We start from the raw sequence: 15715 nt of genomic DNA on the forward strand, positions 1-15715 counted from the left end.
CTCAACCTTCCTTCTCGATGCGGGCCAGGTTTTCCCGCAGGATGGGGCCGTATTCGTACTTGCCGGCACACACGTAGGTGCACAGCGCGAGATCCTCCTCGTCCAGTTCGAGTGCTCCAAGCTTCTGAGCCATCTCGGTGTCGCCGACGATCAGGTAGCGCAGCAACTGCGTAGGCAGGATATCCAGCGGCATGACCTCTTCGTAATTTCCGACAGGCACCATCGCACGAGGGCTGCCGTTGGTGCTGGTCGTGAAATCGAGCAATCGACCCGAAGCGAGTTTCGATGTGAAGATGTTCATGACCGAATGCTTGTTGGCGCCGGCTCGGAGGTAATGCATGAATTCGCGCTCGTCGCCCTCGAGAAGGCAGGAGACCTGAACGTGGTAGCGACCGAGATAGCCGAAGACGTCGCGGGCAGTACGGCCTCCGAAGACCGACCCCGAAATGACTCTGGTGTTGCCCGGTCTGAGCTCACCGTCAGTCAGTTGACCGAGATGCGCCCCGACACGTGTGCGGATCAGCCTGGGTTTCACGACCTGGGGGCCAGCCAGTGAAATCACGCGTTCGGTCCACAATTTTCCGGTGGTGAACAGCTTGCCGATCGCGATGACGTCCTGGCTGTTGAGGTACCAGACCTGTCGATGCGCGCCGACCGGTTCGAGAAAGTGAATATGGGTGCCTGCCAGCCCAGCGGGGTGGGGGCCGTCGAACTGCGCATGTGCAATACGCGCATCCGCCGCATCCGACGGCAGGTTTACGCCCGGGCGGCTGCATACCCAGACCTTCCCTTCGGTCAGTCTCGACAGAACGGTGAGGCCGTGACCGAAATCGCTCGGGTGTTCTGCGACCAGGATGGTGGGGTCCGCTGCTAGCGGATTCGTGTCGACCGCGGTGACAAAGATGGCGGATGGCCGTACTTGCGGATCCGGCAGCTTGCTGAAGGGCCGGGTCCGTAGCGCGGTCCACATGCCGGACAGACAAAGCTGTTCAATGACCTTCTCGGTGGACAGGGATTTCAACGTCGCCGGATCATGGGCCTCGAACTGCTCGGCCTCCTCGGTTTCGTCAAGTCGAATGACAACCGACTGAAGGACTCGGCGTGCCCCTCTGTTTATTGCGACGATCTCCCCGGCCCCGGGCGCAGTGACCGTAACGCCCGGCAATTTCTTGTGCTCGAAGAGCGCCTGACCGAGTCGGACCCGGTCGCCTTCGGCAACACGCATCGTCGGTTTCAGGTCTATGTAGTCCACCCCCATGACGGCAACATGCTGTACGGACGGCGCATCATGAATGCGCTGTTCCGGCATGCCGTTGATGGGTAGATCGAGTCCTTTCTTAAGCTTTATTAGCATGGAAGCGATGACCTATCCGAACAGACAATCACTCGCGGGAACCCCTTCCGCCTCCCCAGCAGTCGAGTTGATCCCGCGGCAGCGGCGGATTCTACCGGCGAAAGACGTCTGATTCCAGACTTTCCGCACTCGCGGACGCCCGGACGGATGTCTTTTCCGAGCCAGCCGGACCGCGTTTCGCCTGAGCGGGCGCGCAGATGACGCGGCGTTCCCGATCCGGAAAGATGACGGATCGATCGACGCGGCGGTGTGCTTGATGACTTCGTTTCATGCCGATCACGGCTGCTTGCGCATGATGAAGTCCTGAGCGGTATACTCGCGCCCTTTTTTCGGAGTCGGGGTCATGTGGTTCAAGAATCTTCTGGTTTATCGGCTCCCGGCGCCATGGTCGGCAGATCCGGATGCCGTTTCGGAAAGGCTCGCCAGATTCCCCCTGCAGCGCTGTGGTGGAGGGGATCGTGAAACCCGCGGCTGGGTATCGCCGCGAAATGACGAACGCTTGCTCTACACCGTCAATGGACAGTGGTTGCTCGCACTCGGACAAGAGCAGAAGCTGTTGCCGTCATCCGTGGTTAACGAGTTCGTAAAGGATCGAGCAGCCGAGATCGAAGAGCAGCAGGGTTACAAGCCGGGCCGCAAGCAGATGAAGGAACTCAAGGAGCGCGTGACCGAAGAGTTGCTCCCGCGGGCGTTCGTGCGCAGGCGTATCGCCTGGCTGTGGATCGACCCGGTCAATGGCTGGCTCGTCGTCGATGCATCGTCGCCCGGCCGTGCCGACGAGGTACTGGAGTTGCTTCGCGAGACGCTGGACGAGCTGCCCGTTCGTCATCTCGATACCGAGACGTCTGTCGGGGGGGCGATGACCGAGTGGGTTTTGTCCGGTGAGGCACCATCCGGTTTCACGGTTGACCGTGATCTGGAGCTGCGGGCCCCCGACGAAGAAAAGGCGACCGTCCGTTATGTCCGGCACGCGCTTGAAGGCGACGAGGTGGGCGCGCACATTGCGGCGGGAAAGCGTGCGACCCGACTGGCCTTGACCTGGGCGGATCGGATTTCGTTCGTGCTGACCGATACGCTGCAGATCAAGCGACTGGCTTTTCTCGATGTGCTAAAGGAACAGCTTGACCAGGTCGTAGATGGGCCGGACGCTGAGTTTGACGCCTCGTTTGCCTTGATGACCGGCGAGTTGGCAAGACTGTTGCCCGAGCTGGTTGAAGCATTGGGTGGAGAGCGCGCTCCAGTCGTATGAGCGCGTTGTTCCGCGCAGTTTTTTCGCGGCTCTGGTACGCTTCACGAGAATTGCACGGACAGCGTCTGGGGATGCGCGTTGCATCTTTGTAGCGGATGCTGCCGGGACGATTTCTGGTTGCGCCGCACAATGGAAAAAATTGGTATTTCTTGACTTCGTCTCCGGATTCGTTTGGTGCTTAGGTGCTAGAATCCGCCGCTTTGAATCACCAACCACACTGCAAAGGAAGAACTAAATGAACAAGGGCGAATTCGTTGACGCGCTGGCCGAACGTCTGGATGTTTCTCGTGCCCAGGCGGAGCGCTCCCTCGGTGCTGTACTCGAGATCATCGAATCCGAACTGGCCGCTGGCGGCAAAGTCGCACTGACCGGTTTCGGGTCGTTTGAAGTTGCCGAGCGAGCCGAGCGTACCGGTCGCAATCCTCAGACCGGTGCAACCATCAAGATTGCTGCCAGCCGTGCTCCGAAATTCAGCGCCGGTGCTGCGCTCAAGGCTGCGATCAACAAGTAATGCACTGCAGTCAGCCGGCTTGCGAGTCGGCACACGGTGAGAAAGGCCCGTAATCGATGGTTACGGGCCTTTTCCGTTTACCGGATGCGGCGCGGTGCTCGTGCCACCTTGAGCGCATTTTTCGGGCGAGGGGAGCGGGACGCCTGCCGCGCCAGGAGATTTTTCGAGCGGACTAGTCTGCCGAATGCGTGCGCGCCACCGCCGGATCGGGGGGGCATGGATTCACCGGCAGAGGCATTTGCGGGGGAGCGATTGCGACGAGCTTCACGGCAACTCCCCAATCGATGAGTTCGAGGCGACCGTCGACATGCTCGACGATGCCGGTGCAGCTGTCGACCCAGTCGCCGCAATTGATGTAGGTGAGCCCATCCACCTGTTTCATTGCAGCAGCGTGGATATGCCCGCAGATCACGCCGTCGACACCACGTTCGCGAACCGCGCGGATCACCGAATCCTCGAAATCGTAGATGAAGCTCACGGCGGATTTGACCTTGCGTTTCGCATAACCCGCCAACGACCAGTAGCCCGGGCGACCCAGATGGCGGCGTACGAACGATAGCCAGGTATTGATTCTTACGAGGGCGTTGTAGGCGACGTCACCGAGCACTGCCACCCAACGGTGATAGCGCGTCACTTGGTCGAATTCGTCACCGTGAATCAACAGAAACCTGCGACCGTCCGCAGTCGTGTGGACATGATCGTAGCTGAGTTCGATGTCACCGAACGCGGTACCGACATATTCGCGGAGCGCTTCATCGTGATTGCCGGGCACGAAAACGACGCGAGTGCCTTTGCGGGCGGCCCTGAGCACCTTCTGGACGACCGTGTTCTGGGTGGGCGTCCAGTGGATGCCGCGGTTCATCGCCCAGAAATCGATGATGTCTCCTACCAGGAAGAGGTTGTCGGTCTCATAGTGACGGAGGAAATCAAGCAGCCTCTGGGCCTGGCAGCCGCGGGTACCGAGATGGATATCGGAGATGAAGATCGAACGGACCTGCTCCATGTGGTGGCCGGATCATGATGATGGCCGAGAGCCTAGCGCCTTCCTGTGACAGTCCAATGAATCGCCCGCAGCTCCGTTCGTGGATAATCCGTCAGTGCCCGGATCGGCAAGTCGGGCGTTCGACGGGCGCCGCAGGATCTAGGCAAAGCTCCCCGCAGCATGGCCGGACGACCATGCCCACTGGAAGTTGTGGCCGCCGAGGTGGCCGGTGACATCGACGACCTCGCCGATGAAGTAGAGTCCGGGCACGTCGCGCGCCTCCATCGTCTTTGACGACAGCGCACGGGTATCGACGCCGCCGAGGGTAACCTCCGCCTTTGCATAGCCCTGGGTACCAGAGGGGTGAAGCGGCCAGACCTTGAGAAGGGTTGCAATACGCTCGACGGCCTTGGTCGAGAGTTGATTGATCGGCATGTTGCTGGCGTGAAGCTCGCACCAGGCCTGCGCGAAGCGTCGCGGCAGCCATTCCGCGAGGACGTTCGAAAGGAGGCTGCGGCTCTGGCGGTTGGCTTCCAGCACCGCGCGTGCATCGAGTTCCGGCAACAGATCGAGGCTGACAGGTTCGCGATCGCCCGACGCCTCTGCCTGTTGCTGCCAGTAGCTCGACACCTGCAGGATGGCAGGGCCCGATAGCCCGCGGTGAGTCACCAGCGCCATCTCGCGGAACTTGCCGCCAGCGCAGCTCGCGATCGTTTCGAACGATGCACCGGCGAGCGGGGCGAGGCGGGAGAGGGTTTCAGGCGGCAGGGTCAGCGGAACGAGCGCGGGACGCGGCGCCACCACCGGAATGGAAAACTGCTCGGCCAGCCTGTAGCCCAGCGGCGTCGCCCCGATCTTCGGGATTGACAGGCCACCGCAGGCAATTACCAGGCTCTCGGTGACGAATGTGCCGCGATCGGTGTGCAATACGAAGCCGCCCGCTCCGCCTCGGCTGACCCTGTCGAGATGACAAGGCATCGCCCAATCCACCGAGCCTGCATCGCACTCGGCTCGCAACATGTCGATGATCTGCTGCGAGCTGTCGTCACAGAAGAGTTGACCGAGGGTCTTCTCGTGATAGGCAATACCGTGGCGCTCGACCTGCTCAATGAAGTCGCGCGAGCCATAGCGTGACAGCGCCGAACGGCAGAAATGCGGGTTGGACGAAAGGAAGTTCGCGGGGCTGACATCCAGGTTGGTGAAGTTGCATCGTCCTCCACCCGAGATTCGGATCTTTTCCGCGAGTTTTTCGGTGTGATCGAGTAGCAGGACCCGTCGCCCGCGCTGGCCGGCAACGGCTGCACACATCATTCCGGCAGCGCCGGCGCCGATGACGATCACCTCGTAGTCACGCTCGGTCATGGGGCGAGCCTTGCAAAAAATGATGGAGGATAGACGTGCACCACGCCTGCGGCAATCAGGCATGCGAACGGCGTGCCATACTTCAAGCCTGTTCCGTTCGAATGGGTTCGCCATGGTGGATGAAGATCAGGCTGCGCCAATGCCTGCAACGAAGGCAGGCGGATCGGTCTGGAAGCGACGGCTGATCATTGCCCTCGGCTGTGTGATCGCCTACGCTTTGCTGGGCTTCCTTGCAGCGCCCGCACTGCTGCGCTGGCAGGGCGAGATCCGCCTCGGTGAGCTGCTTCAGCGAGAGGTGAAGATCGAATCGGTGGCGATCAATCCGTTCTTGTTGACGCTTGACGTAGGCGGTTTCAGCGTGCGCCCCACTGGGGCTGATGGGGACGATGCCGGGTTCGAGCAGCTGCATGCGGATCTCGAGCTCGAGTCGATCATCCGCGGCGGCCCGGTCCTGAGGGAGCTGAGACTGACAAAGCCGCTGGTGCGCGTGGCGCTGCTGGACGACGAGCGGAACAACTGGTCCGATGTGATCGAGCGGCTGGCCTCCAAGCCGGATGAACCGAGCGGCGAAACCCGTTTCGCGGTGAACAATATCCGCCTCGATGATGGGCGTGTCGAACTGGAGGATAAGCCGCGGGGTACCACCCACACCATCGACAAGCTCTCGATCGGCCTGCCGTTCATCTCGAACCTGCCTTCGAAGGTAAGCATCTTCGTGGAGCCGATGTTGTCTGCCGTAGTCGATGGCGCACTCCTGGAAATGACGGGGCGCTCGGTTCCGTTCAGCGAGACCCGCGAGACGCAGCTCGATTTCAAGTTCCAGGACCTGGAGCTTGCCCAGTACATGCCCTACCTGCCATTCGAGCCGCGCTTCAAGATGAAGGCAGGCAAACTTGGTTCGACGCTCGAGATAAGTTTCTCGCAACCGGTCTCGGGGGCCCCACAGTTGAGCATCTCCGGCGGGCTGACGGTAACCGGCCTCGATGTCCAGGCGCTCGACGGCCGTTCCCTGATCGCGGCAGGGGGCATTGCGGTCGACGTCGAAGATGTCTCGCCGCTGCAAAGGCGTTTCGTCCTGCGCTCGCTTACCGTTGATGAACCGGTGGTGGCGGCAAGTCGCGATTCGGCCGGACGGATCGATCTTCAGGATCTTCTGCCTCCGGCGGAGCCCGCAGGCGTTGCCAATGCGGAGGTGGCAGAGACGGCGGCGCCCGCGCAGGCCGAAGGCGTACCGGTCGATTTCAGACTCGGCGAACTGCGCGTGCAAAAGGGGGCAATTGCCTTCAGTGACCGGGTGCCGGCCAAACCCTTTGATATCCGATTGACCGATGTGACTCTCGAGGCTACGGGCTTGAGTCTGGCAAAGGGCTCGGCCTCGCCGCTCAAGCTTTCGGCCAACAGCGATCTCGGCCTGAAACTCGGCGCAGAAGGTCAGTTCACCCCGAGCGATGGCGGTCTCGATCTGCAGGCGACGATCGACGGCGCCCGACTCGCCGCATTTGCGCCGTATTACGGCGGCGCGATTCACGGCGGCGCAGTGGACAAGGGTGTGGTCGATGCGGCGGTTCATCTGTCGATCCCCGAAGGGGATGCCACACGTCTGACAGTCAGCGATGGACGGATCGCGATAAAGGACTTCGCGCTGCAGGCTGCCGGGGCCAAGCGGCCGCCGATCGCGGTTGGTGTGCTCGAGGCCGCGGGAATCTCGATCGACATGTCGGCCAGAAAAGCCTCGATTGCCCGTATCTCTTCGAGCGGCGCGCGAATCGAGGCGGTGCGTCTGGCCGATGGCAGTTTCGATCTGCCAAAGTTGTTCTCCGATGGCGATGGGGCCGGGAAAACGGCGGCCAAGCCGGAACCTGCCCAGCAGTGGCTCTTCGAGTCAACGCGAGTGGAATTGAAGGATTGGACCTTGCGGCTGGATGATCGGACCAGCACACCGCACAGTCAGATTCTTGCCAGCAAGCTCGAACTTGGCATCGATGGACTTTCGAGCAGGCCGGGTAGCGCCTTGAAACTGTCGCTCAACAGCCGCATCAACCGAAGGGGACAACTGCAGGCCAGCGGTACCGTGGTTGCAGCGCCTTTCGCGACGGACCTCAAATTGAAGCTCAAAGGGCTCGATCTGCTTCCGCTGCAGCAATACGTGACCGAGAAAGTCAACGTGATCATCAGCGGCGGCTCGCTCTCGGCCAATGGTCGGCTGAAATTGGCGAGCGCCAGGGATGGCAGTGTGCGAGGCGGCTACACGGGCGATGCTGCGGTCAACGGTTTTGCCTCGGTCGACAAGCTCAATTCGACCGATTTCGTGCGCTGGGGCGAATTCGGGTTTGACAAGATCGATCTGGCACTTGCGCCATTTGCACTCTCTGTCGGAGAGGTTCGTCTCAAGGACTTCTATTCGCGACTCATCCTGGACGCTTCGGGCAAACTAAATCTGCGCGAAATCGCAGGCGAAGACACCGGCGCGACGCCGCAGGAGAATGGGCAGAAGGGCCAGGCGGACCCGGGCAAATCGCCGCCGATCAGGATCGACAGAATCGTGTTCGAAGGCGGTAATGTGGCTTTCAGCGATCATTTCATCCGTCCGAATTACGATGCCAACCTGACCGGCTTGGCGGGCGCGCTCGAAGGTTTGTCGTCTGACTCCGCGAGCCTTGCGCGACTTGATCTAAAGGGAAGGGTCGACGGTGCCGCCCCGGTTTCGATTTCAGGGGTGCTGAATCCCTTCCGCGAGGATCGGGCGCTCGACATCAAGGCCGAAGTGAAGTCGTTCGATCTTTCGGCGGTGTCGGCGTACTCGGGGAAATATGTTGGTTACGGCATTCGCAAGGGCAAGTTGTCGGCGAAGCTCAATTACAAGATCGAGGATCGGAAGCTGTCGGCGACGAACAACATCTTTCTCGACCAGCTCACTTTCGGTGAACCGGTCGAGAGCCCGGATGCCATCAAGGCGCCGGTGTTGCTCGCGGTGGCATTGCTCAAGAACGGAAGAGGCGAGATCGATCTCGATCTACCGATCAGTGGCACGCTCGACGATCCGCAGTTCAGTATCGGAGGGCTGGTTTTCCGGGCGATCATGAACCTGCTGGGCAAGGCGATAACGGCACCATTTGCACTGCTAGGGTCGATGTTCGGCGGTGGAGGAGAAGAGCTCGCCTGGCTGGCATTCGAGCCTGGAAGGGCGGTAATCACCGAGAAAGGTACTGCAAAACTGGAGACCTTGGCCAAGGCACTGAAGAACAGGCCGGCCTTGAAGCTCGAGATCTCGTCGCATGTTGATCCACAGCAGGATCCGGACGGACTGCGCAAGGCTGCGCTTGAGCGTGAACTGAAGGCGGTCAAGCTGAAGCGTCTGGTACGCGAGGGCAAGGATGCGCCGAGTCTTGAAGGAATGGTCATAAATCCGGCCGAATACGGCGATCTGCTTACCGCGGTGTACAAGGACGCAAAATTCGACCGACCACGCAATTTTGTCGGCCTGCTCAAGGATCAGCCGGTGCCCGAAATGGAGCGGATGCTGCTTGAACACATCAAACCGGGTGAGGAGGGGCTGCGGCAGTTGGCCCAGCGGCGGGTGAACGCCGTCCGACAGTGGCTGATCGAGACCGGTGAGGTTGAGCCGGAGCGCCTGTTCGAAGTGGCAGGCGCGGCGGGCCGAGACGGTGAGCTCGAGGATGCGCCCGCTGCCCGTGTCGATTTTTCGCTCAAATGATGCCGGCCACCGTTGGTGGATGGCTCGCGCAGTTTGAACCGTAAGGGGAGAGGACAGGATGGAGCGTCTATCTTTGCAACGCCGCGAGGAGGCAATGAAGCGGCTGGTGGGCTGGACAGCGGTCGAAGGGCGCGATGCGATCACCCGATCGCTGCGCTTCAAGGATTTCAATGCGGCCTTCGGTTTCATGAGTCGCGTTGCCTTGGCGGCAGAGAAACTGGATCATCATCCCGAGTGGAGCAACGTCTACAACCGGGTAGATATCATCTTGTCAACGCACGATGCCGGTGGTCTGACAGAGCGCGATGTGATGCTTGCCGAGATGATTGATCGCTTTGCCGAGTGAGGGCTGAACGGGCGACGTCAGGCTGTGTCCATGGCTGTTGCGATGCTATGCTGCGCGGTGGATCAAGGATCGGGCAGCAGATGTCAGCGACACCGAAGCGTCGAACACGGGAACGCATTGTCGAGGCCGGACTGCGGCTCTTCAATGATTTCGGCGAGCCGAACGTCACGACCGGTCTGATCGCTTCCGAGCTGGGGATCAGTCCGGGCAATCTCTACTATCACTTTCGCAACAAGGAAGAAATCGTCACCGATTTGTTTGCGGAATTCGAGAAAGAGATGGCTGGCCTTCTTCTCGCACCGCGGCATGGGAGGCCCGGCGTTGAAGAGGTGTGGCAGCAGATTCATGCGTTGTTCGAACTGATTCGGCGTTACCAGTTCCTGTACCGTGATTTGAACGATATCCTTAGCCGCAATCGGACTGTCGAGCTTCAATTCAAACGGATTCTGCAGTTGTCCGTACAGGCCTCGATGGCTGCGTGCAACGGACTGATCGCAGCCGGAGAGATGCAGGCTTCACGACTGGAGCGTCAGGCACTGGCTGATAATCTTGTGATCGTTGCCACTTACTGGATGTCTTACGAATACGTTCGAAACCCTCGCGAGCCTCTGGGTGAGGCGGCGGTGCAGCGTGGTGCCTTTCAGGTGCTTGCGCTCGCGGCCCCTCACCTCAGGGGAAGATCGAGGGAGTTGTTTGAAAAACTCGCAAAAAAGTACCTCGCTGAGTAATCAGACGGGAATAAGACGAGATAACTGTCAGGAGAACAGCATGCCCCAGTGGAAACCATTTCCATATGGTGACCGGGCCTATCGCTACGCGGGAGAAGCCCTCGAGGCGGCGTGGCCGCGACTGCACCGAACCGACCATGAGCCGTTTCCTTCGATACAGGCTGTCGAGGTGAGGCTGCATTGTTCTTCAGGGCTGCCAGATCCGGGTCTCGGGACGCGCCGCCTTGCGGAATGCCTGCAGCAGGCGTGGCGCTCGTTCCACGCTGGCGATTTCTGTGCTGCGGTTGAGCAGGGACTTGCAGTGGGGCCGATCGGTCAGGTCGTGGCGGCTCGCGCAGCGATAATTCATGCGATGTTCCTGGAGCCGGACGTGGAGGCGCGTCTGGACATACTTCAGGATGTTGTGCTTCGCAGCGAGGCCGTATGCCGGATGGCGCCGGAATGGCCGAATGCCTGGTATGTACATGCGGTCGCGCTGGGACGTTATGCACAGGGCGTTTCGGTCGTGAAATCGCTCGCTTCGGGGATGGGGTCGAAGGTTCGGCAAAGTCTTGAGCATGTGCTCGCCCGTGAGCCGCAGCACGCCGATGCGCACATTGCGCTAGGCCTCTTCCAGGCTGAATTGGTCAACAAGCTCGGCAGCGTGGCCGCCGGGCTTGCGCACGGTGCCAAGAAGGAAACCGCTCTCGCTCATTTCGAAACGGCAATACGTCTGGCACCGGAGTCGGCGATCGCCCGTATCGAATACGCCAACGCACTCTTGCTGCTGAGCGACAAGGGTGCCGCCGTCGAGGCGATGCGCCTGGTGGAACAGGCTGCCGCTTGCCCGAGCATGGACGCGAGGCAACGCCTTGAAGTGGAACTGGCGCGAAGCGAGCTGTTGTCGGAGGCCTGAAGAGGCTCGGGCCTAGGCCCAAGCCTCGATCCTGCGTTCGAACCAGTCGAGCCGGCTGCGCAGTGAAACGACCTCGCCCACGATGAGCAGGGCCGGAGGCGTGATGCCCGCGGTCTTCGCGGCCTCGGGCAGATCGGCCAGAGTCGCTTCCAGGGTGTGCTGTGCCCGGGTGGTGCCGTTTTGTATCAGGGCGGCTGGCGTGTCGGGCGACAGTCCGTGGTTGATCAATTCGCCGCAGATACCGGGAAGCGCACCTACGCCCATGTAGATCACGATGGTCTGTCGCGGACGTGCAAGCGCAGCCCAGTCGAGCTGGGTGCCACCGTCCTTGAAGTGACCAGTGGCGAACACCACGGACTGAGCGTGATCGCGGTGGGTCAACGGGATGCCCGCGTATGCGGAAATGCCGCATGCTGCAGTGATGCCTGGCACGACTTCGAATTCGACGCCGGCGTCCACCAGTTCTTCGAGTTCCTCGCCGCCACGCCCGAATACGAACGGGTCTCCTCCCTTGAGGCGTACCACCTGCTTTCCGTCCTTTGCCAGCGATATCAGCAGCTGATTGATCTCACCTTGCGGGAGTGTGTGGTTGCCTGCCTCCTTGCCGACGTAGATGCGCTGGGCATCCGGGCGCGCGAGCGACACGATGTCTGCCGAAACCAGATGGTCATAGACCAGTGCGTCCGCGGTGCCGATGAGCCTTACCGCGCGAACGGTAAGCAGTTCAGGGTCGCCGGGGCCTGCGCCGACCAGAGCGACGGAACCGCGCCGGTGCGGCGCGCCGCGGGTGTCCGACAGGGGACCCGAGGTCCGCAGCGGTGTGACAAGGTGGAGCAGATCCCGAATGCGGGCAAGCAGGCCCGGTGAGCCGCGGTCGATGGCGGCCGGATGCGAACCTGCGGCTGAGTGTGGCATGTCGGATCCCCGTTGATTGCTTGGGGCCGACTGTAGCCGATGATCGAGCCGGAAAAGATTGATGGCAGTCAAGGAACCCTACAGGGCTTGGGGACATTCTGCCAACCCAGCGGAAACATCCCCGCTATCGGGAATTTCTTAAAGGGAGACCGACCATGAGTATTCGTAAACGTTGGCTGACCGGTGCATTCGTACTGGCCGGCTTGCCGCTGGCGATCAGCCAGGCCTACGCTGCAGAACCGGAGCCGCAGCACAAGGACATTCCGGCTGCCGAGATCAAGTACCAGGCAGGAGGCTCGCCGCTGGGTGATGTCGAGATGTACCAGGACATCAACCCCAAGGCGCCGGCAATGTCCAAGGCCGAGTTCGACCAGGCACGCAAGATCTACTTCCAGCGCTGCGCGGGTTGCCACGGTGTGCTGCGCAAGGGCGCGACCGGCAAACCGCTGACGCCCGAGAAAACCTTGCCGAACGGTACCGACTATCTCAAGGTCTTCATCAAGTACGGCTCGCCCGCGGGTATGCCGAACTGGGGCACCTCGGGTGAGCTCACCGACGCCGAAGTCGACCTCATGGCCCGCTACATCCAGCAGACGCCTCCGCAGCCGCCCGAATTCGGCATGGCGCAGATGAAGGAAACCTGGAACGTCATCATTCCGCCGGAGAAGCGTCCGACGAAGAAGATGAACGACTACAACATCACCAACATCTTCTCCACCACGCTGCGCGATACCGGCGAAGTGGCGTTGATCGACGGCGACACCAAGAAGATCATCAACGTCGTCAAGACTGGCTATGCGGTGCATATCTCGCGCACCTCGGCCTCGGGTCGCTACCTGTTCGTGATCGGCCGTGACGCCAAGATCAACATGATCGACCTGTGGATGGAAAAACCCGACAACGTCGCCGAGATCCGTATCGGCCTGGAAGCGCGTTCGGTCGATACCTCCAAGTACAAGGGCTACGAGGACAAACTGGCGATCGCCGGTGCCTACTGGCCGCCCCAGTACGTGATCATGAATGGCGACACGCTCGAACCGCTCAAGATCATGGCGACCCGTGGCATGACGGTGGGCGACCAGGAATATCACCCCGAGCCGCGCGTCGCCTCGATCGTGGCCTCGCACTTCAAGCCCGAGTTCGTGGTGAACGTGAAGGAGACCGGCAAGACCCTGATGGTCGATTATTCGGATATCAACGCCATTTCGGTGAAGGAGATCCCGGTCGCGAAGTTCCTCCACGATGGCGGTTTCGACAGCACCAAGCGCTACTTCATGGTCGCGGCCAACCAGTCCAACCAGATCGGCGCCATCGACGTGAAGGAAGGCAAGCTTGCCGGCCTGATCGACGTGGGCAAGATCCCGCATCCGGGACGCGGTGCCAACTTTGTGCATCCGAAGTATGGTCCGGTGTGGGCGACCGGCCACCTTGGTGACGATTCGATCGCGATGATCGGCACCGATCCGGTCAAGCACAAGCAGTATGCATGGAAAATGGTGGATACCCTGAAGAGCCAGGGCGGCGGCTCGCTGTTCATCAAGACGCATCCGAAATCCAAGCATCTGTATGTGGATAACCCGCTCAACCCGGATCCGAAGGTCAGCCAGTCGGTCGCGGTTTATGACATTTCCAATCTGCAGGCGGGCTACAAGGTGTTGCCGATCGCCGAATGGGCGGGCCTGAAGGATGATGGCGCCAAGCGCGTCGTTCAGCCGGAATACAACAAGGCAGGCGATGAGGTCTGGATCTCGGTCTGGTCGGCCAAGGACAAGGAGTCGGCGATCGTGGTTGTCGACGACAAGACTCTTGAGCTCAAGAACGTGATCAAGGATCCACGTATCATCACGCCGACCGGTCACTTCAACGTCTACAACACCCAGCACGACGTTTATTGACGTTTCAGGCAGGAATCAATGATCTGCACGGCCATCCTCCGGGGTGGCCGTTTTTTGTCGACCTGAATCGATTTGCTGCGGGGTGCCTTGATTCTGGATCTCGCCGCAGATTGACGGCTATCAAGGTTCCCCCGGTTCGTGGCAACTACCTTGGCGGCATCGTGGTTTTTGTGGAGCATGGCAATGAAACGCCACTCGCCAATCGTCGTTCACGTGCTGGTTCTGCTGGGTGTCACGATGCTTGCGCTCGGCACGGCCCAAGCGGGCGAATACGGAGCACCGGCGCCGGAGCGGCAAGCCGAACTGGTCAGGATGGTGCGGCAGGACTGCGGATCGTGTCATGGCATGAGTTTCAAGGGCGGTCTCGGGCCTGCGTTGCTGCCCGATGATTTGCGCGACAAGCCGTTTGAGTCGCTTGTCGCCACGGTACTGGACGGACGCCCGGGTACCCCGATGCCGGGCTGGAGACCGTTCATGACCGAGGATGAAGCGAACTGGATCGTGGAGCGGTTGATGCACGGCTTTCCGTCGGTGCACATCGAAATCGGACAGGGGGATCGGTGATGTCGTTCATGGGTGTCGCGGCGCGTAAAGGATTGTTGCTGTTGTTTGCGGTGCTGCTGGTCGGGGGCTGTGCCTATCGCGGGGACGTGCGAGGTACCGCGGATCTCGGCGTGGTGGTAGAACGGGCCAGCGGGACGGTGGCGGTGGTGAACACTTCCAACCAGAGCGTGCTTGGGGAGGTCGCCGGGCTGGGCGATCTCTCGCATGCTCACGTGACGTATTCCCGGGATGGGCGCTATGCCTTCGTGTTTGGTCGGGACGGCGGGCTCACCAAGGTTGACCTGCTGACCAGAACGATCGCCCGCAGGGTGATCCAGGCAGGAAACTCCATTGGAGGCTCGATTTCGCAGGATGGTCGCCTGGTGGTCGCCCAGAATTACGAACCGGGTGGTATCAAGGCCTTTGATGCGGAGACGCTGGAGTTGGTGTCCGAGGTTCCGGCCGAATATGCGCCGGGCAAGTTTTCTCGAGTGGTCGGGCTTGCCGACGTGCCGGGCAGGAAGTTCGTATACGCGCTCTTTGATGCCGGCGAGATATGGGTGACCGATTTCTCCGATCCGCGCAAACCGGCGACTCGGCGCTATCGGGCCGGCAAGCAACCCTACGACGGTCTGGTCACGCCGGATGGACGGTATTTCCTGGCGGGGCTGTTCGGTGAGGATGGGATCGCTCTGCTGGATCTGTGGCAGCCGGAAAAGGGGGTGCGCCGGATTCTCGACGGTTACGGTCGTGGCGAGGAAAAGCTCCCCGTATACAAGATGCCGCATCTGCGCGGATGGGCGATTGCAGGTGACAAGGCCTATCTTCCCGCGGTCGGTCACCATGAAGTCCTCGTGGTCGATACGCGCAGCTGGAAGGAGGTGAATCGGATTCCCGTGAAGGGGCAGCCGGTGTTTGTCATGGCACGACCGGACGGCAGGCAGGTGTGGGTGAATTTTGCCTTTCCCGACAACGGCTGGGTGAATGTGATCGACACGCTGGATGAGAAAGTGGTCAAGACGCTTGCCCCCGGAAAGGCCGTGCTGCATATGGAGTTCACGCCGCGCGGTGACGCAGTGTGGCTTTCGGCGCGTGACGACAACCGGGTGCGAATCATCGATCCTGAGAACTTCGGTACTATCAAGGATCTGACCTTGCCGGCCCCTTCGGGTATCTTCTTTACCAACCGCGCACAGCGCATCGGCTTCTGAGACGTGCCC

At 60.9% G+C, this 15715-nt stretch carries 13 protein-coding genes; 9 read left to right on the forward strand and 4 right to left on the reverse strand.

Annotated features, from left to right (window positions below):
- Position 1: 1 nt before the first annotated feature.
- Positions 2–1354, reverse strand: a complete 1353-nt coding sequence (locus GQB03_RS08425; RefSeq protein WP_159687387.1) for a Na(+)-translocating NADH-quinone reductase subunit A — start codon at positions 1352–1354, stop codon at positions 2–4.
- Between the two features lie 343 nt (positions 1355–1697).
- On the opposite strand from GQB03_RS08425, the gene GQB03_RS08430 reads away from it, so the two are divergent.
- Positions 1698–2603 carry a recombination-associated protein RdgC gene (locus GQB03_RS08430; protein ID WP_159687389.1) on the forward strand — a complete coding sequence of 302 codons (906 nt, stop codon included), beginning with the start codon at positions 1698–1700 and terminating at the stop codon, positions 2601–2603.
- Between the two features lie 235 nt (positions 2604–2838).
- Positions 2839–3114 carry an HU family DNA-binding protein gene (locus tag GQB03_RS08435; RefSeq protein ID WP_159687391.1) on the forward strand — a complete coding sequence of 92 codons (276 nt, stop codon included), beginning with the start codon at positions 2839–2841 and terminating at the stop codon, positions 3112–3114.
- A gap of 172 nt (positions 3115–3286) precedes the next feature.
- Here GQB03_RS08435 and GQB03_RS08440 read toward each other — a convergent pair whose 3' ends face one another.
- Together GQB03_RS08440 and GQB03_RS08445 are read right to left on the reverse strand one after the other, a co-directional pair.
- Positions 3287–4117 carry a UDP-2,3-diacylglucosamine diphosphatase gene (locus GQB03_RS08440; protein WP_159687394.1) on the reverse strand — a complete coding sequence of 277 codons (831 nt, stop codon included), beginning with the start codon at positions 4115–4117 and terminating at the stop codon, positions 3287–3289.
- A gap of 138 nt (positions 4118–4255) precedes the next feature.
- Positions 4256–5458, reverse strand: a complete 1203-nt coding sequence (locus GQB03_RS08445) for a BaiN/RdsA family NAD(P)/FAD-dependent oxidoreductase (protein WP_159687397.1) — start codon at positions 5456–5458, stop codon at positions 4256–4258.
- Between the two features lie 139 nt (positions 5459–5597).
- Here GQB03_RS08445 and GQB03_RS08450 point away from each other — a divergent pair, with 139 nt between their 5' ends.
- The 4 genes from GQB03_RS08450 to GQB03_RS08465 all read left to right on the forward strand — a co-directional run bounded on the left by GQB03_RS08450 (position 5598) and on the right by GQB03_RS08465 (position 11142).
- On the forward strand, positions 5598–9173 hold the full coding sequence (locus tag GQB03_RS08450) for a DUF748 domain-containing protein (RefSeq protein ID WP_159687401.1): 3576 nt from the start codon (positions 5598–5600) through the stop codon (positions 9171–9173).
- A 58-nt stretch (positions 9174–9231) separates the two neighbouring features.
- Positions 9232–9519 (forward strand): 4a-hydroxytetrahydrobiopterin dehydratase, encoded by a 288-nt coding sequence (locus GQB03_RS08455; protein WP_159687402.1) that lies wholly within the window; start codon positions 9232–9234, stop codon positions 9517–9519.
- Positions 9520–9599: 80 nt separating this feature from the next.
- Positions 9600–10247: a TetR/AcrR family transcriptional regulator gene (locus GQB03_RS08460; protein WP_159687405.1), complete on the forward strand. Its 648-nt coding sequence runs from the start codon at positions 9600–9602 to the stop codon at positions 10245–10247.
- Positions 10248–10287: 40 nt separating this feature from the next.
- Positions 10288–11142, forward strand: coding sequence for a tetratricopeptide repeat protein (locus GQB03_RS08465; protein ID WP_159687408.1), 855 nt, complete (start codon positions 10288–10290; stop codon positions 11140–11142).
- 12 nt (positions 11143–11154) lie between these two features.
- On the opposite strand, the gene cobA is transcribed toward GQB03_RS08465, so the two are convergent.
- Entirely contained in the window at positions 11155–12057 is a 903-nt protein-coding gene (gene cobA, locus GQB03_RS08470; protein ID WP_159687409.1) for a uroporphyrinogen-III C-methyltransferase, read from the reverse strand.
- Between the two features lie 155 nt (positions 12058–12212).
- Here cobA and GQB03_RS08475 point away from each other — a divergent pair, with 155 nt between their 5' ends.
- The 3 genes from GQB03_RS08475 to GQB03_RS08485 all read left to right on the forward strand — a co-directional run bounded on the left by GQB03_RS08475 (position 12213) and on the right by GQB03_RS08485 (position 15706).
- Positions 12213–13952 carry a cytochrome D1 domain-containing protein gene (locus GQB03_RS08475; RefSeq protein ID WP_159687412.1) on the forward strand — a complete coding sequence of 580 codons (1740 nt, stop codon included), beginning with the start codon at positions 12213–12215 and terminating at the stop codon, positions 13950–13952.
- Between the two features lie 183 nt (positions 13953–14135).
- The gene (locus GQB03_RS08480) at positions 14136–14516 is read left to right on the forward strand and encodes a c-type cytochrome (RefSeq protein WP_159687415.1); all 381 of its coding nucleotides are present in this window, start codon (positions 14136–14138) and stop codon (positions 14514–14516) included.
- Positions 14516–15706 (forward strand): cytochrome D1 domain-containing protein, encoded by a 1191-nt coding sequence (locus tag GQB03_RS08485; protein WP_327516784.1) that lies wholly within the window; start codon positions 14516–14518, stop codon positions 15704–15706. The genes GQB03_RS08480 and GQB03_RS08485 overlap by 1 nt, the downstream gene beginning before the upstream one ends.
- Positions 15707–15715 lie beyond the last annotated feature (9 nt).

Source organism: Cognatazoarcus halotolerans (genome assembly GCF_009800965.1).
In the GTDB taxonomy this organism is placed as follows: domain Bacteria; phylum Pseudomonadota; class Gammaproteobacteria; order Burkholderiales; family Rhodocyclaceae; genus Cognatazoarcus; species Cognatazoarcus halotolerans.